Consider the following 23,185-nt stretch of genomic DNA (forward strand, 5'->3'; position numbering starts at 1 on the left):
AATATATTAAAAGACATCTACCCGATTTGATTTTCATGAAATTTAAATCGGGAAACGGTAAATTTTATTTCAAAATTATTTTAAACCAAAAAGAATTAGCCATAAGTAGGAAATATTCTACAAAGTTGCTATTACAAAAAGGAATTGATGAAATTATGCGCAGCACAGTTGCTGCTGAAATTTTAGATTTTTCAGTACTACCAAATATTTTTGACGAAACTGCATAAAAAAAATCCCGCAACAAGTGCGGGATTATTTTTTTAAGGTAAGTAGTATTAATTACTTAACTGCATCTTTAACATCATTTGCAGCACCTTCAACCGCATTAGCAGCATCAACAGCAGCACCTTCAACCGCAGCAGCTGTAGAATCAGCAGCAGCCTCAACAGCGTCTGCAGTATTTTCCATAGCTTCTTGTGTAGCGTCAACAGCTTCACCTGCAGCAGCTTCCATATTTTCACCTGCAGCTTCAGCATTTTCTTGAGTTTCTTTACAAGATACAAACATCATAGCAACTAATGCTAAACTTAAAACAACTTTTTTCATCTTACTAAATTATAAAAGGTTAATTATTAATTCGTAGCAAAGATATAAATTTTTTAACTTGACAAAATATTTTTACACTTTTTTTTTAAATATTTTTTATTTTTTTAGAAATCCTTATAATCAGTGGGTTATAAGCCAATAAAAATAAAAATAAAGCATATTTTTTTATTTATTTTTTAGGATAAACCAAGTGCATTTCATCAATTAAGTGCTTTGCACCTGCATATTTGTCAATTATAAATAAAACATATCGAATATCGACCATGATATTTCTACATATTGCTGGGTCATAATGAATATCACTCATAGTACCTTCCCAAACGCGATCGAAGTTTAATCCTACTAAATTTCCATGTGCATCTAAAGCTGGGCTTCCTGAATTTCCACCTGTTGTATGATTGGTTGCAATAAAACAAACTGGCATTTTTCCATCTTTTGCAGCATATTGCCCGTAATTTTTAGTATTTATTAATTGAATCAATTTTTCTGGCACATCAAACTCGTAATCATTTGGTACGTATTTTTCCATTACACCTTCTAAATGGGTTACAGGTTCATAATAAACCGCATCGCTTGGGCTATAACCTTTTACCTGACCATAAGTTATACGCAAAGTGCTGTTAGCATCTGGGAAAAAACGTCCGTTTGGAAACATTTCGAGTTGGGCTTTCATATACTCGCGCTGCAAAGCACTAATTTGCAAATCTATTTCATCGTATTTTGGACCAATATTAGTAAAGTAATTATCGGCCATTTTCTTAATCAATATAAAGCCTTTGTCTTTGTTTAATTTTTTTAAAACTTGTTTAGCATCGCCTTTTAATAATTCTTGAACGCCGCTATACGATGCTAATTTCGATTTTGCATAAACCTCATTAGTAACTTTAGCATAATCCATCGTTTTAAATTCGCTAGGAATTAACGGCGATTTTTGACCATAAAGTGTTATCAGTTTTTCGAATACATTTTTATCAACTGTAGCATTAAAATCTTTGTAAAAACTTTCTAAGCCTTTAATTGTATTGTTTTTTCTATCGTTAAAAGCTTGCTCGCCCTTTGTTTTATACACTTGTTCTAATTGATATAAGCGAAACCCTGCACTTAACAATTCGGTGTTTCTAAGTGCCACTTCAACAAAATAATCGCGCGCTAAAGCATAATCGTTTATTTGGTTATAGTATTTTTCAAAATCAGAAAGTAAATTTCCATAATCGGCTGATTTTCCTTTTGCAGCAACATTTTTAGAAAACTCGTTTTCGTATTCTTTTTTAAGTTGAATAGCATTTGACTTTTTTAAACCTAGATTTTCGCCAATCCATTTTTTCCAATAATTTGCCACACGAGCATATTTTGAAGCGTACTGAATTTTAATTGCTTTATCTTTTCGCATAAAGCCGTCTTGTACTTTAAGTGCTGCATCTCTAATTTCTATTTTTGCTGGATTTAAGGAATTTACAATTTGCTCAACAGCAAACGATGGCAAATACTCTTGTGTTCTACCTGGAAAACCAAACACCATGGTAAAATCGCCTTCGGCAACACCATCTAATGAAATAGGAAGAAAATGTTTTGGCGTGTACGGAACATTATCTTTTGAATATGCTGCTGGTTTATTGTCTTTGCCTGCATAAATTCTAAATAATGAAAAATCGCCTGTGTGACGTGGCCAAACCCAATTATCTGTATCGGAACCGAATTTCCCTATAGCACTTGGTGGTGCGCCAACTAAACGGATATCTTTAAACGTTTCGGTTACAAATAATAGATATTGATTACCTTCGTAAAACGTTTTAATTTGGTTTTCTTGCCAGTTTTCTTTTGGAAAAGTAGTTTGAATTTTTGAAATATTTTCTTGTATTTTCTTTTGTTTTTCTGCTTCCGAATTTAATTGTGCTACACCTTCTAAAACCGAATTTGTAACATCGTTAATACTAACTATTAAAGTTGCTACCATGCCTGGATTTGGTAATTCTTCCGAAAGGCTCATTGCCCAAAAACCGTCTTGCAAATAATCGTGCTCTACAGAAGAATGACTTTGAATTTCGCCATATCCGCAATGATGATTGGTTAAAAGTAATCCTTTAGGCGAAATAATTTCAGATGTACAACCGCCATCGAAATGAACAATAGCATCTTTTAAACTCGATTGGTTTACATCGTAAATATCTTCGGCTGTCATTTTCATTCCTAGGCGTTGCATTTCGGTTTCGTTCATACCTTTTAGCATACTTGGAATCCACATGCCACCTTGTTGCGCAAATAAGGGTACTGCAATAAACAGTAGTAAAAATTTAAAAATTCGCATAATATTTGTGTTTAGTGCTGCAAGATACACAAATTTAAAAAAAAATTAAAGCGAATTTTTGCGAATAATATAACTTACAATTTTGTCTGTAGCGCCTTTGTTTATTTGCACAAATGTTTCGCAAATATGGCCTTTTTCATTTCTTTCATCAAGATTGTTTAGCAATAAATCAAAGGTGTTATTTAATTCAGATTGATTGTTAATTGAAATACAACCACCCAAATTAACTAATGCTGTTGCTTCTGCAAAATGGGAATAATTTGAACCAATTACAATTGGTACACCATAGGTTGCGGGTTCTAAAATATTATGCACACCTGGATTGCCAAAACCGCCACCTACGTAGGCAATATCGGCATAGCTATAAATTTTTGTAAGCAAACCAATGGTGTCAATAATAAAAACATTATAGTTTTGAAGTTGTAGTTCGGTTTGATTTAAACTTATAAACTCGCTGTATAAAACAGTTGATTTATTTATTTTTAATTTTAAATTCAATATTTGTTCTTCCTTAATATTATGTGGAGCCATTATAAATTTTACATCATCAGCTGCATTATTTATATATTGAATTAATAAATCTTCATCTTTAGGCCATGAGCTTCCTACAACTATAGTTGTTTTATTATTAATAAAGGTTTCAATAAATGGCAACGAAGTGTCGCTATTTAATATGGTAACAACCCTGTCAAAACGAGTGTCGCCAGACACTGTTACATTTTGAAAACTTAACGATTGTATCAATTCTTTAGAATTTTCATTTTGTACAAAAAAATGTTCGAATGTGGAAAGTGCTTTTTTGTAAAAACCGCCATACCATTTAAAAAAGGCTTGGTTTTTTCTAAAAATTCCCGAAATTAAATAGGTTGGAATTTTTTGTTCTTTTAATTCGTTAAGATAATTGGGCCAAAATTCATATTTTATAAAAAATGCCATTTTAGGCTGAACCAACGCAACAAATTTTTTAGCATTTTTCTTAGTGTCTAACGGCAAATATATGGTTACATCTGCAATTTTATTGCTTTTTCGAACTTCATATCCTGAAGGTGAAAAAAAACTGACAACGATTTTATAGGTTGGAAATTTTTCTTTTATTTTTTCAATTACTGGTAAACCTTGTTCGTATTCGCCTAAAGAAGCTGCATGAAACCAAATAACATCATCACTAGGCTGTAATTTATCTTGAAGTATTGTAAAAACATTTTTTCTTCCGTTTACAAAAAGTTTCATTTTTGGACTAAAAAGGGCTACAAACTTCAAAAGTTGTGACACTAAAACGACTACTAAATTGTATAGAAATAACATATTGGTAATATATCTATTGCGAAAATACAGTTTCTTTATGAAAATTCATTGCCAACTAATCAATTATTGACTATTTTTGTTCATGTTAAGAGTGAAAATAAAGGAACCGCAACCTTAAACTTTTTAACTTTAAACTTTTAAACTTATTTTTTAATGAGAAAACTACAAATGGTTGACTTAAAAAGTCAATATGATAAAATAAAGGACGAAGTTAATGCTTCAATTCAAGAGGTTTTAGATACAAATACATATATCAACGGACCTTTGGTTCACCAGTTTCAAGCCGATTTAGAAAAATATTTAGGTGTAAAACATGTAATTCCGTGCGCTAACGGTACTGATGCTTTGCAAATTGCCATGATGGGACTAGGCTTACAACCTGGCGATGAAGTTATCACTGCCGATTTTACCTTTGCTGCTACCGTTGAAGTAATTGCATTGCTACAATTAACACCCGTTTTGGTTGATGTTGATTTACACAATATGAACATATCAATTGAAGCAATTAAAAAAGCCATTACCCCAAAAACAAAAGCAATTGTTCCTGTTCATTTATTTGGTCGTGCAGCAAATATGGATGCCATTATGGAAATTGCAAATGAACACAATTTGTATGTAATTGAAGATAATGCACAAGCAATTGGTGCAGATTACACTAACAAAGAAGGTAAAAAACAAAAAGTAGGAACCATTGGGCACGTTGGTGCTACGTCTTTTTTCCCTTCAAAAAATTTAGGTTGCTATGGCGATGGCGGTGCCATTTTTACTAATGATGATGCTTTAGCACATACACTACGAGGTATTGTAAATCATGGTATGTACGAACGTTATCATCATGATGTGGTAGGTGTAAACTCACGTTTAGATAGTATTCAAGCTGGCGTATTAAAAGCGAAACTACCGCATTTAGACACCTATAATAAAGCAAGACAAAAAGCTGCCAGAAAATATTCTGAAATATTAGGTAAGAATTCAAATTTATGGGTTCCTACCATTTGCGAAAATTGTGATTGCCATGTATTTCATCAATATGTATTTCGAGTTTTAAACGGAAAACGTGATGGTTTATTAAAACATTTACAAGAAAAAGGAATTCCGTGTGCAATTTATTATCCAATTCCTTTACATAAGCAAAAAGCCTACGCTGATGCTCGCTATAACGAAGCCGATTTTGCAATAACCAATCAGTTATGTGATGAAGTAATTGCTTTGCCAATGCATACCGAATTAGAAGACGACCAAATTAAATTTATTACTGATTCGGTTTTAGAATACGTTTAATTAAGTTGACAGTTTAAAACTGTTAGTTGTTAGCTATAAAAAATGAAAATACTTGTTACAGGTGGATTAGGATTTATAGGTTCACATACTGTAGTAGAACTACAAAATGAAGGATTTGATGTAGTTATTATTGATAATTTATCGAATTCTTCTCTTGAAGTTTTAGACGGCATTGAGAGAATTACTGGAAAAAAACCACATTTTGAAAATATCGATTTGCGTGAAAAAAAATCGGTTCAAGATTTATTTGTCAAATATCAAGATATAAACGGTGTAATCCATTTTGCTGCAAGTAAAGCTGTTGGCGAAAGTGTAGAAAATCCATTGTTATATTACGAAAATAATATAAATACATTAGTTTATTTATTACAAGAGCTTCAGGCAAAACAAAAAACACACTTCATATTTAGTTCATCTTGCACGGTTTATGGTCAAGCAACAACAATGCCTATTACTGAAAATGCACCTGTGCAACAAGCAATGTCGCCTTATGGAAATACCAAGCAAATTGGCGAAGAAATAATAACTGATGTTGCTAAAGTAACTACTATTAATGCTATTTTGCTGCGTTATTTTAATCCGATAGGTGCTCATCCATCGGCCGAAATTGGAGAATTACCTATTGGCATTCCACAAAATTTAGTGCCTTTTATCACACAAACAGCCATTGGATTACGTAAAGAACTTTCGGTTTTTGGCGATGATTATCCAACAGCTGATGGAACAGCAATACGTGATTATATTCATGTGGTCGATTTAGCAAAAGCGCATGTAGTTGCTCTACAACGATTATTAGAAAACAAAAACACAGAAAAAGTTGAAACTTTTAATATAGGAACTGGCACTGGAAGTTCAGTATTAGAAGTTATTACCACTTTTGAAAAAGTATCTAACACAAAATTACCTTATAAAATAGTTGCAAGACGCGAAGGAGATGTTATTGAAGCCTTTGCCAATACCGACAAAGCCAATTCAGTTTTGGGCTGGAAAGCTCAATCAACATTAGAAGAAGCGTTGGCAAGTGCTTGGAAATGGGAGCAAAAAATTAGACGTTAATTATTATAGAGTAAACTCTCCTTTTTATTATAATACGAAGTTTCTATTTTATATAAATCTAAAATAGTGTGATAAACTGCATCTAGTGTAAATTGCTTTTTTTGTTTACTTTCTAAAAATTTAATCTCATTAGGATATTTCTCTTTAAAAATGTCAGAATACCAAAATAGAACTGCTGGGTTTCTAGGTCCTTTTTCATTACCCGACAAGCCGTGTAACCATTTACCATTTTCTCCTAAAAGCTCTCCATGGTCTGAAACATAGAGTATAATTGCATTTTCATTTTTACTTTTTACTTTCTCAATAAATTTGTTTAAAAAATAATCTAAAAATACAATAGTGTTGTCGTATGAATTAATCATTTCCTGCCTTGTATTTGATGGAATATTTTTACTTGTTATTGTAGGACAAAATTTTCTAAATTCTTTAGTGTATCTGTTTTCATAATACCAATGACTTCCTATAGTGTGAAATATTGAAAACACATTGCCTTTTCTATTTTGAACATTAGGCAAATATTGTAACAAAGCTAAATCAGACTTCTTATTATAGCTAAATACCGAATGCAAAGGATCTATCAATAACCTGTTTTTACAATCGTTTATAAAATTATTGTAGCTTTTTTCTGGAGTTTGATTACCAATCCAAAAGGTTTCTATTCCTGATTGGTTTAAAATGTTGATTATATTATAGTTTCGTGCATTTTTAATACTGTCATAAACCGATTTGTTACTTAATATTTGAGGTATGCTACCTGCTGTGTAAGTAAAAGAAGTGTAAGCATTTGAAAACGAAATTAAGTTTTGTTGCTGTGCAAGCAATGGGTTTGTTAATCGGCTATAGCCATTTAAACTAAAATGGTCTGCTCTAACACTTTCGCCTAAAATTAGATATACATTAAGATTTTTATTATCAGCATTAATTTTAGTGTTAATTTTTGAGTAAGAATAATCACTTTTATTAAAATAATTAACCAATTCAAAAAAAACATTAAAAGGCAGTCGACTGCTTAATGTTCTACTTCTTGTTTTATCAACTATAAATAACATAGCAATAGCGATAACAGCAAAAATTAAAAGTAGTATATTATTTTTTTTAGTTTCTAAATTACTATAAAGTTTTAAAATAAATAATACTATAACAACTGAAATTATAACAAATAAAATAAGTGGAATGCTTATTAAATCTAGAACAATATCGGGTTTTGTTTCAATTGTTGCTTGTACTATTCCATCGCTAAAACTTATATCCATAGTAAAAGCCCAAAATGAAGCTATTGATAATACTATAAAAAGTATAGGAAAACAAATTTTAAAAACAAAACGGTTTAACGATAGTATGTAAAGAAAGCCAAAGCAACAAAACTGCTGTAATAAAAAATGACAAACATATAAGATAAAATCTTTAAAACTCGAAATTGGCGTATAAATATATGATGATAGTGTAATAAAAACACCAAAAACTATATTTAGTATTAAATGAAATTGAAAAGCGCTTAATTTATTTCTTAAAACCTCCATTTAACAAAGGAAAATATTTGTTTACAAAATAAAAAACAGGGATAAGTAGTACAATTTGAAATATTGCATTGATAAAGATTTGAGTTTCATTAAAATTAAAATTTTCATATTTTAATACAAACATATAAAAAAGCTTTATTGCTGCTAAAGAAATATACTGTAATGCTAAAATAACAATCGTATATTTACCTATATAACCTAAAAATTTAAATATAGGAAACGCTTTAAAAAATAATATAAAACCAAATGAACCTAATAATGCCACTGCAACAAAAATTAAAAAATGTCCATAAGTTGATCGATACATATCAATTTTCACAAAGTTTTCTTGATACACAAAAAAATGAAGTGTAATAAAAATTAAACTTAAAAAAATTGCTGTCTTTAAATGCAAATGCTCTATTATTTTAAAGGATAAACTTCCAAAAATAATAAAAAAAGTGCTAACACATGCTACATTAACACTCCAAGGCAGGGCTACTGTTACAGAACATCCTATTAAAGCTAATATAAAACTAGCAAAAAGCCTAAAATAATCGTTCTTTACAAAACGCTGTAATAATAATACCATGCAAAACGACACAAAAATCATAGGTAAAAACCACATCGGAATTCCCCAATCCATATATTCTCTGTTACCTTGTGCATAAAAAATTCCAATAAAATTTTTGGTTATAGATAAATTAAGTTTGTTACTCTCGCCAATATCTTTTGCAATTACTACCCAAAAAATAAATAATAAAAATGCCCAAATAAAATAAGGAACAATACTAGTGTTAAATCGTTTTTTTACTGCATTTATTGAGCCTTTTTGGGAAAGAAAAAAACCAGAAACAATTAAAAATAGTGGCATATGAAAAGTATAGATATATTTTTCTGTAATAGGAAAATTATGAGCATACACCATTAAAAAAATAGCAAAACCTTTTAATTGATCTACCCAGTCTAATCTGTTCATACGCTACTTTATTTCAAATATAAAAAAAGTCGAAGTACTACCTCGACTTTTATGTTAAATATATATCAAAGTTTTACAAAGAAGCCGAAATAGTTTCCACTTCTTTGTTTATTTTATTTACTAATCCAACTAAAACCTTTCCTGGACCAACTTCGGTAAAACTTGTTGCGCCATCTGCAATCATTTGGTTAACCAATTGTGTCCATTTTACGGCTCCTGTTAATTGTGCAATTAAGTTTTTCTTAATTTCTTCAGGATTTGAAACCGCATTTGCCGTTACATTTTGATATACCGGACAACTTGGTGTTGAAAAAGTAGTTGCTTCAATAGCTGCGGCTAATTCTTCGCGGGCCGGTTCCATCATAGGCGAATGAAAAGCGCCACCTACTGGTAAAATCAAGGCGCGTTTTGCACCAGCTTCTTTCATTTTTTCGCAAGCCAATTCTACCGCTTTGTACTCTCCAGAAATTACCAATTGACCCGGACAATTGTAATTGGCAGCTACCACTACTCCATCAATCGATGCACAAACATTTTCTACGGTTTCATCGTCTAAATTCAATACAGCCGCCATTGTCGATGGTGTAATTTCGCAGGCTTTTTGCATAGCCATTGCTCGCTTTGAAACCAATTGTAACCCATCTTCAAAACTTAAAGCACCGTTTACCACCAAAGCCGAAAATTCACCCAAAGAATGCCCAGCAACCATATCGGGTTTTACGTCAAGAACTTTAGCTAAAACCACAGAATGTAAAAAAACCGCAGGTTGTGTAACCTTTGTTTCTTTTAATTCTTCGGCAGAACCTTCAAACATAATATCGGTAATTCTAAAACCTAGAATTTCGTTGGCTTTTTCAAATAATTCTTTGGCAATAGCAGAATTTTCATATAAATCTTTACCCATTCCAGTAAATTGAGCTCCTTGCCCAGGAAAAACATATGCTTTCATGTAATTTAATTTCTAATTTGTTGTAACAAAAGTACTATTTTTTTTTATCTAAATGAATTTGCTTTTAACAATTGAATTTCTTACACAATTAATTACGAAAAAATAAATTTTAAAGCTAATTTGTGTATAAAATTTTCTTTTATGTTATGAAATTGTTAGTTATAATATGGTTTATCAATTTATTTATAAAAAAAGAATAATTTTGTATAAAATTTAAAATTTTTAAAATGAAAAAAATAACTTTTTTATTTGTGTTTTGTTTAATTTTTGTGACTAACAAAAACAATGCACAACAACAAATAGCAGCATGGACATTTGATAATTTAGCTGCTTCACCTGATACCCCAACAGTTATTGCCTCAGATTTAGGAACAGGCACAATTTATGCTGACGGAACAAATGGTTCTTCTATTTGGGCTTCTTCTGCATCAAATACGCAAATAACTTCTTTTGCGGGAACTACAAATAACGACCCAAGAACACCTGCTGTTTCAGGGAAAGCGTTAGCATTAGCTAATGATACTGCAAATGGTAATGCAATTATCATTACCTTTTCAACACTAGGATTATATAATCCTATTATAAGTTTTGCTACAAGAGGGACAAGTACTGGCTTCAGTACACATATTTGGGAATGGAGTACTGATGGTAGCACATTTACTACTATTTCTGTAGCTAATACAGCTGTTAATTCTTCAACTTGGTCAGTTAAAACTATTGATTTAACAGACATTAATGCAGTTGATAATCAAACGAATGTTTATATTAGACTTACTGTGTCCGGCGCATCAAGTAGTAGTGGTAACAACCGTTTAGACAATATCGTTGTAAATGTTGATGCACCTTCTTGTTCAGTAACTCACACATGGGATGGTTCTTCATGGTCTCCAAGTGCACCAGTAGCCGATCAAAAAGCAGTTATTGCAGGTAATTATACAGGAGCAGGTTTCGAGGCTTGTAGTTTAGATGTTGCAAGCGGAACAGTTGTTTTCGACTCTGGTACGTTAGTTATTGACGGTGTTATAACTGTTGATGCTGCTGCTAGTGTAACCTTAGAAAACGATATTAATTTAGTTCAAAATCAAGATGTTGCTAACGTAGGAAACATTACCGTAAAACGCAATAGTCAGCCAATGCTTTGGTTAGATTACACATATTGGAGTTCACCAGTATCGGGTCAAAACTTAATGGCATTTTCGCCAAATACATTATGGCAACGTTTCTACAGCTATAACGAATCTGCTGGTGCATGGGCAAACGCAGATCCTGTAAACAACAGTTTTGCAGAAGGAACAGGCTACAGCATTCGTGCCGATAATACACAACAAGCTACGCCAACAGTTGCGGTTGTTCATAACGGACAGTTTACAGGAGTTCCATTTAATGGAGATGTTTCTGTACCTGTTACAGTAGGTTCAGGCGGTGGATTTAATTTATTAGGTAATCCTTACGCTTCTACAATTGACGCCGATACGTTCTTAACCGATAATGCGGCTACAGGTATTAGCACACTTTATTTCTGGACACACCAAAACCAATCGAACCAAGCTACAGGCGGAACATACGACCAAAACAACTATGCTTCTTACACCTTAGCAGGAGGCGCAGGCACTACTACTGCCGATAATAGTTCGGTTGTTCCAAATGGCGAAATTCAAATAGGTCAAGGTTTCTTTGTAGAAGCTACTACAGCAGGTAATGCGGTGTTTAACAACGCACAACGTATGAATACAAATAGCGGACAGTTCTTTAAAACAACTAATACAGTTGAACGCAACAGAATTTGGTTAAATTTTGGTAACGGCTCATTAAACCACAACCAAATGATGGTGGCTTATATGACAGGTGCTACTTTAGGTGTTGACACGGCAATAGACGGTAAATTACTATCAACAGCGGCATCTAATTTATATTCACTAATTGATAATGCTACTGCTGAGTATGTAATTCAAGGTCGTTCATTACCGTTTGATGATAACGATGAAGTAGCCTTAGGCTTTGTAGCAGCTACAGCAGGAAACTACACCATTGCTTTAGACCACGTAGATGGTTTGTTTACCGACCAAGCTATTTATTTATGGGATAAACAATTAAATGTAATTCACGATATTAAAACAAGTGCCTATACATTTACATCGGGCGAAGGTCAGTTTGATGCACGCTTTTCGCTAGTGTACAAAAACAATTTAAAAGCAGAAACAGCAGTAGTAACTGCAGATGCTATTGTGTATGTACAAAACCATCAAATAATGATTTCAACAGGTAACCAATTATTAAAATCGGTTACAGTTTACGACATTCAAGGAAGAAAATTATTTAGCCAAGCTAATATAAACACTTCTGAGTTTGCAGTAGAAAAAGTAAACGCTACTAACCAAGTAGTATTAGTTGAAATTGAAACCGAAAATGGTAAAACAACTAAAAAAGTGAAGTTGTAATAGCAACCTACTTTTAAAATAAGCTAACCGTCTCGTTACAAAACGAGACGGTTTTTTTATTAGATAAAAACTAATTAATTACCTTTGCGTAATGGAAGAATTAAGTTTGCAAGAATTGCATCAAATTGCCATGAACCATGTGGGTAAAGATTTGGAAACAAAGGGTTTTGAATTTATTGCCATTAATAGTCAATTAAAAAAACATCCGCAGTTTATTTGTGTCGATAAAAAAAACAAATTGTACTTTGTAATGGTTCAAGTGGTTACTTATCCTCAAAATCCTGCCGATTATGACGTGGTTTTTATGGAAACGTTTATTAATCATGCTAAAGAAAAAAAAGCACGCGTTCTTTTTGCAGGTGTTGGCATTGCCAATGCAGATGATTTTGAATTACCAGTTTATACAACTTCCGATTATATTATCAATTATGAAGGCTACCAAGTTTTATTGTAGTGTACTTGTTTTAATCCTATTTTCTTGTAAAAGCAAGAATGAAAACCAATTTTTTACCATTTTTGGCGAAGCACAAGGCAGCACATACAATATAAAATATATTGCAGAACAAAAACTCGTAAAAAAACAACAAATAGATTCATTATTAACCGCTTTCGATAATTCATTATCAACGTATCAATCAAACTCGTTAATTTCAAAAATTAATGCAGGCGATAGTACAGTTGTTATCGATAATTGGTTTGAAGAAACATTTAAAATTTCCAATAAAATTTATCTAGAAACTAATGGTTTATTTGATCCAACTATTGGCGTATTGGTAAATGCTTACGGCTTTGGTCCTAATCATCAACATCAAAACCTAAGCCAAAAGCAAATAGATAGTTTGCTCACTTTTGTGGGTTTTAATAAAGTAAAACTCAATGCTAATAAAACAATTAGCAAAAAACACGCAGAAACCTATTTCGATTTTAATGCCATAGCGCAAGGCTATTCTGTTGATGTAGTTGTTCAATTTTTAAAAGCAAAAGGAATAAATAACGCTATTGTAGAAATTGGAGGCGAATTATTTGCATTAGGCAAAAACACTATTAAAAACAAAAATTGGATAGTAGGTATCGATGATCCATTGCAAAATTCAAAGCAAGAACGAAAATTAATTCATACGGTAAAACTAGAAAATTTAAGTTTAGCTACATCAGGAAATTACAGAAAAGTAATTATTGATTCAATTACAGGAAAGAAATTTGTACATACTATTAACCCAAAAACGGGCAAACCACAAAAAAGTAATATTTTAAGTGTCTCGGTCTTAGCCCCAAAATGTGTGTTAGCAGACGGTTATGCTACTGCTTTTATGGTTATGAATTTAGACGAAGGAAAAATATTTGCAAAACAACATTCAGAATTATCAGTTTTGATTTTATATGTTGATGAAAACAATAACTTGCAGACTTTTACTACTAAAAATTTTGAACAGCTTATTTTAGATTAATTTTTATATACAACCGGAAGTAATTCTCCTTTTGCCAAGCAATATTTTTCAACCAATTCTGTTGAAAGTGTAGTTGTGTAATCTACTTCTTCCACTTCAAAACCAATACTCCTAAGTTTGTTAAAATAATCGCGACCATAAATGCGAACATGGTCGTATTGACCAAAAATTTTGGCACGTTCTTTAGGATTAGTTATCGAATCATCTGTAAATGTAGTATCACGAGTTAAATCTTGTGGAATTTGAAAAATGCCCCAACCGCTTGGTTTCATAACCCGAAACAATTCTTGCATTGCTTTGGTGTCATTTGGAATATGTTCCAAAACATGATTGCAAAAAATAATGTCAAACGAATTATTTTCAAAAGGTAAATTACAAATATCAGCTTTTACATCGGCCAATGGCGACAATAAATCAGTAGTGGTATAAGTTATGTTTTTTTGTTTTTTAAAACGTTTATAAAACTCTTGTTCTGGGGCAAAATGCAACACTTTTTTATTTTCTGATGAAGTAAAAAAATCGGTTTCATTTTGTAAATACAACCATAACAATCGATGTCTTTCTAAAGAAAGTGTGCTTGGCGAAAGCACATTATTCCGTTGATTACCATAGCCATACGGCAAAAACATTCGAAAACTTTTTCCATCAATAGGGTCGGTGTATTTTTTTCCTTTTAAAAAAAATGCAATAATTGGACGTATAATAATACTCAACCGAATTAATATAGGTCGAGGAATAGTATTTAATATAAATTTAAAAAGTTTCTTCATGCAGTACATATCATTTATTTCAATGCTATTTTAATAAAAATAAAAATACCAGCTATAAGCGAAAAGAAAATAAAAAATGCAATTGCTAATAACCAAAAGTACAGCGTTGAAATTAGTATTTGTTTTGTATTTAAAGCATACAGTTTTTTAAAAACGTAAATACTATAAACTATTGAAAACAGTATTTGTATATAAAACATGGTATTTGGTAAATGAAAAATATTTAAAAACACCAGCTGTAATAGCATTGAAAAATAACCAATTATTGTGTGTAAATAACAATTGAATACCAAATGTTCGGAATAATTGTTTCCTTTTTTTATAAAAGTAATATAGGTAATTAAAGCATAAAAAGGAACGGTAGCAATAACTATAAAATTATAATAATTGAACATATTTTCATAAAAAGCTTTTACATCAAAAGCAGGATTTTTTCCGCCGGTAGATTGATAGCCTTTATTAAAACCTTCTTGGAATTCGCCAATATCGTAAGGAAAAAACTTATAAAACAATACGGCAATAGTGGCATATAAAATTAAAAAGGAAAATGGTTGAAAATATTTTTTTCGTGCTCCCGAAATATAGGCTTCTAAAACATCTTTTGGGTTTTTAAATAAATCAATACAGGTACGCCAAAAATTATTATCCCAGCTAAAAAATGGACCAATAAATTCTTCCCAAGTACCTTTTAATGACAAACGGTCATGAACAATTTTTCCACCACAATTTGAGCAGAAATTTTGATTTTTGGAGATGCTATTTTTACAAGATTTGCAAATCATAATGTACTACACTAAGAATCTCAAAGTATAACTCAGAGATTCACTAAGTTTTTAAAGTATAAATCGTTTTATATTATTTTTTAGAATTTTTGAATCAAAATTAATGAGTAAGCCAAGAGGATAATTTCCCAACTTTAAATAAGTTAAAATTTGAGCAAAATGAACATCAGTAAAAGATTCAACTGTTTTTAATTCGACAACAATAGATTTTTCAACTAACAAATCAATTCTATATCCGTGGTTTAATTTTATTTCTTTATAAATTATTGGTAATGCTAGTTGTCTTTCAACTTGTAAACCTACATTTTTTAATTCAAAAAACAAACATTCTTCATAAGCAGATTCTAAAAGTCCTGGTCCAAGATGTTTGTGTACTTCAATTGCACATCCAATTATTTTATATGATAAATCATTAATTTTGTCCATCTCTTTGAGATTCTTTTTTCACTTTGTGTATCTCTGTGCTATAAAATCAATGGTTTTTGTCGTAATCCATCTTCTTCGTTAGAAGTAATCCCTAAAGCTTCATAGATATAGGCAAATGTAGAAAGTAATTCGGGTTTACCATCAACAATAGCAACATCATGTTCAAAATGTGCGCTAGGTTTACCATCTGCAGTTGTAATTGTCCAACCGTCTTTGTGTTGCTTAATGTTTTTAGTTCCCATATTAATCATCGGTTCTATGGCAATGACCATTCCATTAACTAATTTTTTTCCACGACCACGTTTTCCATAATTTGGCACTTCTGGGTCTTCGTGCATTTTTCTGCCCAAACCGTGTCCACACAACTCACGAACTACGCCATAACCATGTTTTTCGCAATATTGCTGAATGGCATAACCAATGTCTTCTACACGATTGCCAACTTTGGTTTCTTTTATGCCAATGTATAATGATTCTTTGGTAATTTGTAGTAATTTTTTAGTTTCTAGTGCTACTTCGCCAACTTCAAAAGTATAGGCATGGTCGCCATAAAAACCATTTTTTAGCGCACCACAATCTACCGAAATAATATCGCCATCTTGTAGCGGAATTTCATTAGGAATACCATGTACAACCTGTGTGTTTGGACTCATACAAAGCGAGTTTGGAAAACCATACATACCCAAAAAAGCAGGTTCCGCGCCATAATCGCGGATGAATTCTTCGGCTAATTTGTCTAAATATAAAGAAGTAACTCCGGGTTTTATTTCTTTAGCAAGCATTCCTAATGTTTTTGAAACAATTAAGGCACTTTCTCGCATTAATTCAATTTCTTCTGCTGTTTTTATAATAATCATAACGGTAATTTCTAAGGACAAAAGTACAATTTTTATTATTTTTATTTAGATTCTGACTAATATCATTTTTTTCAAAATTCATTCGAAATAAATTTGCCTAAAATTTTAGGAAATGAGTAACTATGTATCTGCTGAAGAAGCCGTAAAAATTGTAAAAAATGGCGACCGCGTTTATTTACAAGCGGCGGCTGCAACACCAACACTATTAGCAAACGCACTTACTGATAGGGCATCTGAATTAAAAAATGTAGAAATTTGTCATCTTCATACAGAAGGAGAAGCACGATATGCTAATCCAGAATTACGCGATAGCTTTCATGTGAATTCTTTTTTTATAGGTAAAAATGTTCGTCATACACTTAAAGAAGGAAATGGATCGTACACACCTGTTTTTTTAAGTGAATTGCCCCATTTGTTTAGAAAAAGAATTTTAGAACTTGATGTCGCTTTTATTCATGTTTCACCTCCCGATAGTCATGGTTATTGTTCATTAGGTGTTTCAGTTGAAGCTACTGTTGCCGCTATTGAAAATGCGAAAATTGTGGTAGCACAAGTAAATAAGCAAATGCCACGAACTTTTGGTGACGGAATTTTACACGTTTCTGAAATTGATTATTTGGTTGAAGTGAATACGCCTATTCATGCACATAATCAAGCTCCGTTTTCTTTAGAAGAAGAAAAAATTGGTGGTTTTATTGCATCGTTAATTGAAGATAAAAGTACCCTTCAAATGGGTATTGGCTCGATACCTAATGCGGCATTGAGCAAAATGAAAAATCATAAAGATTTAGGTTTACATACCGAGATGTTTTCTGATGGTGTTATCGATTTGATTGAAAAAGATGTGATTAATTGTAATTATAAAGGCACACTTCGTGGTCGTGCTCTGGCAACTTTTTTAATTGGCTCTAAAAGATTGTATGATTTTGTAAACGACAATCCGTTTATTGAAATGAAAGAATCGTCAATGGTAAATGATACGGCTCGCATTCGAAAAAACGATCGAATGGTAGCTATAAATTCGGCTATAGAAGTTGATGTTACGGGGCAAGTTTGTGCCGATTCAATTGGTGGTCGTATGTATTCGGGTGTTGGTGGTCAAATGGATTTTATTCGTGGGGCTTCGCTAAGTAAAGGCGGAAAAGCCATAATTGCGTTGCCATCAATTACAAAACGTGGCGAAAGTAGAATTGTGCCTTATTTAAAACAAGGTGCAGGAGTTGTAACTACTCGTTCTCACGTACAATATATTATTACTGAAAACGGAATTGCCGATTTATATGGTAAAACCTTGCATCAGCGTGTAAAGGAATTGGTTAAAATTGCGCATCCAACGCATCAAGAACGCATTGAACGGGAATATTTTGAAATGATTAAAAACTCTTAAAAAAAATATTTTTAAAATTTAAAGTACTGATATTTAAATCAGGATTTTTTATTCGGGTTTTCCTAACGTTTTGTACAAATTAAGAAAAGCTACTAAATAAGCATTTTCTAGAGAAATAGTAGCAAGCTGCGAACTTACTAATGAATTTTCTCTTGAATTTAATAAAAAAACCGAACTTTCGCCTACTTGAAACAAGCGTTCTTCGCCAGAAAGCATAGTAGCATAACTTGCTACTAATTTTTTATTAATGTTTAATTGTTTTTTATACGAATTAATTTCTTGCTTTTGCGCTTCAATTTTATTTTGAATATTTAATTTTTCAAATGAAAAACTAAACTCGGCATCTTGAAGCTGAATTTTAGCAAGTTTTAATTGTGCTCTTTCTTTTCTTAAAAAAAGTGGAAACGAAAAATTTATACCTATTTTATAATCGTCAAATCTATAATTATCGAAAGCACTTGGCTCGGAAAGATAGTTATAGCTAGCTTCAAGTTTGGGTAAAAGTTTATTTGCTTGCAGGCTTTTAGCTACTTTAAAAATTTCTATTTTATTTTGTAATGCGTTTAGTTTTGGTGCATTTTCAACTGAAATTTCATTACTATTTTTAATATTTAAAAGATTTGGAAGTGTTTCCTCTAAATTATCTTCCGGATGTAAATTTTCACTAATTTCTAAAGGTGTATTATCGTTCGTCCATAAAAAATTAGAAACTTCTAAACGTGCTTTAAATAATTTTAAATTAGCTTTTTCTAAACTTAGTTTTCTTGCGTTTAAGGTTATACCTACTTCAACACTATCGATAGTTGGTTTATCGCCTAGCTCAATGGCTTTTACAATTCCGTTATAACGAATTTTTGCATTTTCTAAGTATTCCGAATAAAGTTTAGCTTCTTCGAAACTTTGCTTCCAGTGCAAATAACTTATTGATGCTTGATACAAAACTTCAGTTACTAGCATTTGCTGTTCGGCTTGTGCCACATTTTGGTAGTATTTTGCTTGTTTTAATTCGGCCATTCGTTCATTTATCCATAAATTTTGGCCAATGGGCACTGTTATTCCCACCGAAGTGAGTCCATTATTAGGCAATGTGTTTTCTGGATTTACATAAATACCTTCGCTGTTATCGAAAGCTGCTTTTATTTCGATTCCGTACCAAGTTGGAATTTTAAAACTACTGTTAAACACACTATAATACTCTTTATTGTTGTATTGTTTTTCACTATAGTCTGCTTCTATTTTTGGGTCGAATGCGCCACGAGCTTTCATTAATTTAGCTTGTGCTTCGGTTATTTTTAAATTAGCTTGTTTTACAAGTGGATGGAATTTTTTAACATAGCCTATATATTCTTCATAAGTTAGTTCATTTGTTATTTCTTGGCTCCAACTAACAATGTGTACGAACAAGAAAACGAATAAAAGTTTTATTTTTTTCATGGTTTTACTTTTTTGTTTCGCTTGTTGTAGGCTTATAAAAATTTGGTGGAAAGCCGTTTAAAGTTCTCCAAATTTCGAACCAAATAGGCACCGTATCAAGTAGCGCCATAGTATGTGTTCCTGCGCCAATACTTAATTCTTTAGGCCATACTTTATCGTTTGGGTCTGGGGCAATTAAAATACGATATTTTCCGTTTTCGCTAATAAAATTTTCTTTGGCAACAATAATACCACCAAAAGTTCCGTAGGATATACCTGGCCAACCGCTAAAAACAATTGTAGGCCAACCATCGAACCAAACTCTAATTTTTTCGCCTTTATGAATTAGCGGATAATCGATAGGATTGATGTAGGTTTCAACTGCAATTTCGAAATTAGCGGGCATAATACTTACTACGGAAGTTCCTTCTTTTATAGTTTCGCCTAAACCCGATTGTAGTGCTCTATTTACATAACCATCTTGCGGTGCTGTTACATAATACAAACCGCTTCGTATTTGATAATTGGTATATTGGTTTTTAAGTTTGTTTACTTGTGCTTCGGTATCAAATTTAGAGCTTAATGCCGTTTGTTTATCGCCATTTGCTTTTGCTATTTTTTCGTTATATTCTACTTGTATTCTGTTAATTTCCATAGTTGCATTAAGCACGTCGTTTTGGCTTGCTAGCAATTTGTTTTCCTGTGTAACAAGTTTGGCTTGCATTTCTTGCCATTTTATACGCTTTTCTTCTACAGCTGTCATTGGTTTTAAGCCTTCTTTTTGCAAAGCAATGGTTCTATTGTATTGGGTTTCGGCAATTGTTAGTTGCGTTTTTACCGCTTCTAAATCGGCTGTTTCGGTTTTGACTTTTAAATGAGCTTGTTCAAGTTTGTTTTGGGCTTGTTTTAGTTTTAATTGTTTCTCGTTTTCGATAGCATTTATTTGCAAATCGAGAGTTTTTGCTTTTAATTCGTACGAATTTGCTGCATTTTCTTTTGCTTTTACTTGGCTATCAGTATTGGCAATTAAATTAGGATCTAAATAATCTTCTTTTATTTCTGATAAATACAAAATAGTATCGCCTTTTTTTACAAAATCGCCTTCTTGCACGTACCATTTTTCAATTCTACCCGGTATTGCAGTATGTATGGTTTGTGGCCGTTGATAAGGTTTTAACGTAGTTACAAAACCAGAACCACTTACGTTTTGTGTCCATGGAAGAAAAAGAAATATTAAAACAATAATACCTACAATGGCAATAATTTTTCTGATGACCAAATAGGTTTCTTTTTTGGTAAAAACCGTATTCGATTTATATTTTGATAACGATAGTAAATGATCTATTCTATTATTAGTAATATTAAGCATAATAATTATTGTATTAGTTGACCATTAATTAATTCGACATATTTAAGCTGTTTGTGGCTTAGGTGTTGATTAGAAATAAGAATAACTGTTGCTGGGTTTTCTGGACTTAACAAATAATTAAAAATTTCTGTTGCTTGGTTCGCATCAATTTTGGTTAAAGCATCTTCTAAAATTATAAGTTTCGGCTTCATTAATAAAATTCGTGCTAATACTATTTTTTGAATTGCCGAAGAATTAATTTGACTGCCATTTGTATAAAGCATTGTTTCTAAACCATTTGGCAACGATTTTATATAGTTATCTAATTTTACAATTTCTAAAACTTTTTGTATTTCGGCTTTAGTTATGGCTTTTGTGTTGTGCTTTAAATTTTCTAAAATTGTTCCTTCGAATGAACTAGTGTCTGATGCAAAATAGCCTATTTTACTTTGGTAATCTTCATTATATACACTCTTTGCGTTACTATCGTTAATAAATAAATTTCCGCTAGTTGGCTCTACTATTTTACCAATAATTCGGGCAAAAGTTGTTTTACCAGAACCGTTAGCACCTTTTAAAACTATCTTGTCGCCTTGTTTAATAGTAAACGTTACATTATTTAAAATTAAATTTTTTGCCTTAGGATATTTATATGACACATTATTTAATCTAATATTTAAATAATTTTCTTCTATGTTGTAATTATCGTTTTGTAGTGCATTATCCATTTCTAAATCGACAACACCACCTATTTTTTCTAATGAAGTTAACACATCATAAAACAATTCTAATCCGCCAAAAAGCTTTTCTATAGCCGTAATAATGGTTAGAATAATAATTTCGGCAGCAACAAATTGACCAATATTCATTTGCTGGTTAATTACTAACAAACCGCCTATTATTAATAATCCGGCTGTAATTAAGGTTTTAAAACCTATTAGTTGTATAAATTGACGGCGCAAAATGGCAAAATGCTGTTCTCTACTGGTTAAATATTTTGAAACAAAATCATCATTTTTCTGTAAAGCAAACTGAAACAGGTTTTTGTTTTTAAAACTGATGTGATTTCGAGCAATTTCCTGTATCCAATGTGCCACTTTATATTTGTATTTCGATTCTTTTAAACTGGTTTCTAACCCCGAAACATAGTTTGCTTTAAAAATTATGTATAGCATAAAGGTTAAAATTATACCAAAAGCTATAAAAAACGGATGATATAATGAAAGTAATACCAAACCAAACACTATTTGTAAAACAGCACTTGAAATATCGAGTAATAATTTTGTAATTCCTTTTTGAATAGAAATTGTATCGAAAAACCGATTGGCTAACTCTGGTAAATACTGGTTGTAAAACTGATCGAATTTAATTTTAGGAAAACGATAAGCAAACTCAAACGACGATCGAACAAATATTTTTTGTTGCAAATTTTCGGAAATTCTAAACTGCATAATTTTAAAAACACCTACCAGTATTACACCAATAACCACTACTAACACTAATATGAACCAAGAGGTAGATATTTGCCCAGCTTGAATAAGATTAACGATTGATTGAATACCTAACGGAAGCGTTAAACTAATTAATCCGCTAAAAATGGAATAAATTATAATTTGATAAAAATCTTTTTTATCTAACTGTACTAGGTTTTTTAAACGTTGTATGGGTTTCATTGTAGTGCTTTTTTAACTAAATCGGAATAAAATTCGAACAAACAATCTTTCTCAGTTAAATTGGTTATCGAGGTAAAATGTTCTTTTAAATAACGCTGATGCAAAATACCTTCAACCACAGAAGATGCCAAACTTTTAGAATAATTATAATTAGGATTTACAGCTTCTATCATTTCAATTAACCGAACAATTATCCGCTTGTAAACTACAAAATACCCTTCTTTATTTTCAGCATCTACATCTTTTGTTAAAAAAGTTTTGGTGTATTCGGCTGTAATAATTCTATGTAATATTGCTTCATCAATATACGTTGTGTTTTTATCGTTTTCTACCTTTTTGGTAATTATTTTAAGTGCTTCATTTAGCTTTTCCTCTGGATTTTTTATACCCATAGTACTAAATACTAACTGATATTCTACCCAAGACCAATACCACGTAGAAAGATAAATGAGTAATTTGTGTTTATTTTCGAAATAACGATAAATTGAACTTTCATTAGAACCTATTTGTTCGCCCAATTTTTTAAATGTAAAAGCCTCGAAACCAATTTCATCAATTAAGGTAATACTGTTTTGCAATATTTTTTTACCCAAACTAGAGGTTTCTGGATCTTTAACAAATAATTTATCGTTAATAGTAAACTGTAAATTTTGTATTATTTTATCCATAAATAAAGTATCACTATGCAAATATAAAAGTATTACTATTAATTTAAAATAGTTT

At 31.5% G+C, this 23,185-nt stretch carries 20 protein-coding genes and 1 pseudogene; 7 read left to right on the forward strand and 14 right to left on the reverse strand.

Translation table 11 applies throughout. The features are described 5' to 3' along the window. Nucleotides 1-227 (forward strand): annotated as a pseudogene (locus tag R2808_RS04780) (DUF1508 domain-containing protein); the annotation flags it as partial. 52 nt (nucleotides 228-279) lie between these two features. Here R2808_RS04780 and R2808_RS04785 read toward each other — a convergent pair. From R2808_RS04785 to R2808_RS04795, 3 genes are all read right to left on the reverse strand, one after another. Further along, nucleotides 280-546 (reverse strand): hypothetical protein, encoded by a 267-nt coding sequence (locus tag R2808_RS04785; RefSeq protein ID WP_371269821.1) that lies wholly within the window; start codon nucleotides 544-546, stop codon nucleotides 280-282. Between the two features lie 169 nt (nucleotides 547-715). Next, nucleotides 716-2,851 (reverse strand): S46 family peptidase, encoded by a 2,136-nt coding sequence (locus R2808_RS04790; RefSeq protein WP_371269822.1) that lies wholly within the window; start codon nucleotides 2,849-2,851, stop codon nucleotides 716-718. Between the two features lie 45 nt (nucleotides 2,852-2,896). After that, a complete protein-coding gene (locus R2808_RS04795) occupies nucleotides 2,897-4,156 on the reverse strand; it encodes a 3-deoxy-D-manno-octulosonic acid transferase (protein WP_371269823.1) in 1,260 nt (419 codons plus the stop codon). A 153-nt stretch (nucleotides 4,157-4,309) separates the two neighbouring features. Here R2808_RS04795 and R2808_RS04800 point away from each other — a divergent pair, with 153 nt between their 5' ends. Then, nucleotides 4,310-5,437 (forward strand): DegT/DnrJ/EryC1/StrS family aminotransferase, encoded by a 1,128-nt coding sequence (locus R2808_RS04800; protein ID WP_371269824.1) that lies wholly within the window; start codon nucleotides 4,310-4,312, stop codon nucleotides 5,435-5,437. Nucleotides 5,438-5,479: 42 nt separating this feature from the next. Continuing rightward, nucleotides 5,480-6,493, forward strand: a complete 1,014-nt coding sequence (gene galE, locus R2808_RS04805; RefSeq protein WP_371269825.1) for a UDP-glucose 4-epimerase GalE — start codon at nucleotides 5,480-5,482, stop codon at nucleotides 6,491-6,493. On the opposite strand, the gene R2808_RS04810 is transcribed toward galE, so the two are convergent. The 3 genes from R2808_RS04810 to fabD form a co-directional block, all read right to left on the reverse strand. Continuing rightward, nucleotides 6,490-8,013: a phosphoethanolamine transferase gene (locus tag R2808_RS04810; protein ID WP_371269826.1), complete on the reverse strand. Its 1,524-nt coding sequence runs from the start codon at nucleotides 8,011-8,013 to the stop codon at nucleotides 6,490-6,492. The two genes, galE and R2808_RS04810, sit on opposite strands and share 4 nt — an antisense overlap. Next, nucleotides 7,994-8,971 (reverse strand): acyltransferase family protein, encoded by a 978-nt coding sequence (locus tag R2808_RS04815; RefSeq protein WP_371269827.1) that lies wholly within the window; start codon nucleotides 8,969-8,971, stop codon nucleotides 7,994-7,996. The genes R2808_RS04810 and R2808_RS04815 overlap by 20 nt, the downstream gene beginning before the upstream one ends. Before the next feature lie 73 nt (nucleotides 8,972-9,044). After that, nucleotides 9,045-9,920, reverse strand: a complete 876-nt coding sequence (gene fabD, locus R2808_RS04820) for an ACP S-malonyltransferase (RefSeq protein WP_371269828.1) — start codon at nucleotides 9,918-9,920, stop codon at nucleotides 9,045-9,047. Nucleotides 9,921-10,147: 227 nt separating this feature from the next. Between fabD and R2808_RS04825 the strand changes: the two genes are divergently transcribed. The 3 genes from R2808_RS04825 (at nucleotide 10,148) to R2808_RS04835 (ending at nucleotide 13,806) form a co-directional block, all read left to right on the forward strand. Further along, entirely contained in the window at nucleotides 10,148-12,358 is a 2,211-nt protein-coding gene (locus R2808_RS04825) for a T9SS sorting signal type C domain-containing protein (protein WP_371269829.1), read from the forward strand. A 91-nt stretch (nucleotides 12,359-12,449) separates the two neighbouring features. Continuing rightward, entirely contained in the window at nucleotides 12,450-12,812 is a 363-nt protein-coding gene (locus tag R2808_RS04830; protein ID WP_371269830.1) for a Na(+)-translocating NADH-quinone reductase subunit F, read from the forward strand. After that, nucleotides 12,787-13,806: an FAD:protein FMN transferase gene (locus tag R2808_RS04835; protein WP_371269831.1), complete on the forward strand. Its 1,020-nt coding sequence runs from the start codon at nucleotides 12,787-12,789 to the stop codon at nucleotides 13,804-13,806. Before R2808_RS04830 ends, R2808_RS04835 begins: the two co-directional genes overlap by 26 nt. Here the strand turns inward: R2808_RS04835 and R2808_RS04840 are convergent. The 4 genes from R2808_RS04840 to map all read right to left on the reverse strand — a co-directional run bounded on the left by R2808_RS04840 (nucleotide 13,803) and on the right by map (nucleotide 16,641). Beyond that, entirely contained in the window at nucleotides 13,803-14,576 is a 774-nt protein-coding gene (locus R2808_RS04840; RefSeq protein ID WP_371269832.1) for a class I SAM-dependent methyltransferase, read from the reverse strand. The genes R2808_RS04835 and R2808_RS04840 overlap by 4 nt on opposite strands. A 14-nt stretch (nucleotides 14,577-14,590) precedes the next feature. Beyond that, the gene (locus tag R2808_RS04845) at nucleotides 14,591-15,274 is read right to left on the reverse strand and encodes a DUF3667 domain-containing protein (RefSeq protein WP_371269833.1); all 684 of its coding nucleotides are present in this window, start codon (nucleotides 15,272-15,274) and stop codon (nucleotides 14,591-14,593) included. A gap of 135 nt (nucleotides 15,275-15,409) precedes the next feature. Then, nucleotides 15,410-15,784, reverse strand: a complete 375-nt coding sequence (locus R2808_RS04850) for a GxxExxY protein (RefSeq protein WP_371269834.1) — start codon at nucleotides 15,782-15,784, stop codon at nucleotides 15,410-15,412. Nucleotides 15,785-15,822: 38 nt separating this feature from the next. Further along, on the reverse strand, nucleotides 15,823-16,641 hold the full coding sequence (gene map, locus R2808_RS04855) for a type I methionyl aminopeptidase (protein WP_371269835.1): 819 nt from the start codon (nucleotides 16,639-16,641) through the stop codon (nucleotides 15,823-15,825). 112 nt (nucleotides 16,642-16,753) lie between these two features. Between map and R2808_RS04860 the strand changes: the two genes are divergently transcribed. Beyond that, nucleotides 16,754-18,028: an acetyl-CoA hydrolase/transferase family protein gene (locus R2808_RS04860; protein ID WP_371269836.1), complete on the forward strand. Its 1,275-nt coding sequence runs from the start codon at nucleotides 16,754-16,756 to the stop codon at nucleotides 18,026-18,028. A gap of 48 nt (nucleotides 18,029-18,076) precedes the next feature. Here R2808_RS04860 and R2808_RS04865 read toward each other — a convergent pair whose 3' ends face one another. Genes R2808_RS04865 through R2808_RS04880 form a run of 4 tightly spaced genes read right to left on the reverse strand, consistent with a single transcriptional unit; the run spans nucleotide 18,077 to nucleotide 23,130 of the window. Further along, complete coding sequence (locus R2808_RS04865; protein WP_371269837.1) at nucleotides 18,077-19,462, reverse strand: TolC family protein; 1,386 nt, start codon at nucleotides 19,460-19,462, stop codon at nucleotides 18,077-18,079. Between the two features lie 4 nt (nucleotides 19,463-19,466). Then, nucleotides 19,467-20,810, reverse strand: coding sequence for an HlyD family secretion protein (locus R2808_RS04870; RefSeq protein ID WP_371269838.1), 1,344 nt, complete (start codon nucleotides 20,808-20,810; stop codon nucleotides 19,467-19,469). A 5-nt stretch (nucleotides 20,811-20,815) separates the two neighbouring features. Further along, nucleotides 20,816-22,462: a peptidase domain-containing ABC transporter gene (locus tag R2808_RS04875; RefSeq protein WP_371269839.1), complete on the reverse strand. Its 1,647-nt coding sequence runs from the start codon at nucleotides 22,460-22,462 to the stop codon at nucleotides 20,816-20,818. After that, on the reverse strand, nucleotides 22,459-23,130 hold the full coding sequence (locus R2808_RS04880) for a TetR/AcrR family transcriptional regulator (protein WP_371269840.1): 672 nt from the start codon (nucleotides 23,128-23,130) through the stop codon (nucleotides 22,459-22,461). The genes R2808_RS04875 and R2808_RS04880 overlap by 4 nt, the downstream gene beginning before the upstream one ends. Between the last annotated feature and the right edge of the window lie 55 nt (nucleotides 23,131-23,185).

Origin of the sequence: Flavobacterium sp., from assembly GCF_041392005.1 — a bacterium.
Classification (GTDB): Bacteria; Bacteroidota; Bacteroidia; order Flavobacteriales; family Flavobacteriaceae; genus Flavobacterium.

Coding starts and splice junctions, on each gene's coding strand:
- R2808_RS04795 (WP_371269823.1), bottom strand. CDS start 4,156: ATGTTATTTCTATACAATTTAGTAGTCGTTTTAGTGTCACAACTTTTG.
- R2808_RS04850 (WP_371269834.1), bottom strand. CDS start 15,784: ATGGACAAAATTAATGATTTATCATATAAAATAATTGGATGTGCAATT.
- R2808_RS04835 (WP_371269831.1), top strand. CDS start 12,787: ATGAAGGCTACCAAGTTTTATTGTAGTGTACTTGTTTTAATCCTATTT.
- R2808_RS04865 (WP_371269837.1), bottom strand. CDS start 19,462: ATGAAAAAAATAAAACTTTTATTCGTTTTCTTGTTCGTACACATTGTT.
- R2808_RS04800 (WP_371269824.1), top strand. CDS start 4,310: ATGAGAAAACTACAAATGGTTGACTTAAAAAGTCAATATGATAAAATA.
- R2808_RS04875 (WP_371269839.1), bottom strand. CDS start 22,462: ATGAAACCCATACAACGTTTAAAAAACCTAGTACAGTTAGATAAAAAA.
- fabD (WP_371269828.1), bottom strand. CDS start 9,920: ATGAAAGCATATGTTTTTCCTGGGCAAGGAGCTCAATTTACTGGAATG.
- R2808_RS04815 (WP_371269827.1), bottom strand. CDS start 8,971: ATGAACAGATTAGACTGGGTAGATCAATTAAAAGGTTTTGCTATTTTT.
- R2808_RS04825 (WP_371269829.1), top strand. CDS start 10,148: ATGAAAAAAATAACTTTTTTATTTGTGTTTTGTTTAATTTTTGTGACT.
- R2808_RS04810 (WP_371269826.1), bottom strand. CDS start 8,013: ATGGAGGTTTTAAGAAATAAATTAAGCGCTTTTCAATTTCATTTAATA.
- R2808_RS04830 (WP_371269830.1), top strand. CDS start 12,450: ATGGAAGAATTAAGTTTGCAAGAATTGCATCAAATTGCCATGAACCAT.
- R2808_RS04840 (WP_371269832.1), bottom strand. CDS start 14,576: ATGAAGAAACTTTTTAAATTTATATTAAATACTATTCCTCGACCTATA.
- R2808_RS04880 (WP_371269840.1), bottom strand. CDS start 23,130: ATGGATAAAATAATACAAAATTTACAGTTTACTATTAACGATAAATTA.
- R2808_RS04785 (WP_371269821.1), bottom strand. CDS start 546: ATGAAAAAAGTTGTTTTAAGTTTAGCATTAGTTGCTATGATGTTTGTA.
- map (WP_371269835.1), bottom strand. CDS start 16,641: ATGATTATTATAAAAACAGCAGAAGAAATTGAATTAATGCGAGAAAGT.
- R2808_RS04870 (WP_371269838.1), bottom strand. CDS start 20,810: ATGCTTAATATTACTAATAATAGAATAGATCATTTACTATCGTTATCA.
- R2808_RS04860 (WP_371269836.1), top strand. CDS start 16,754: ATGAGTAACTATGTATCTGCTGAAGAAGCCGTAAAAATTGTAAAAAAT.
- R2808_RS04790 (WP_371269822.1), bottom strand. CDS start 2,851: ATGCGAATTTTTAAATTTTTACTACTGTTTATTGCAGTACCCTTATTT.
- galE (WP_371269825.1), top strand. CDS start 5,480: ATGAAAATACTTGTTACAGGTGGATTAGGATTTATAGGTTCACATACT.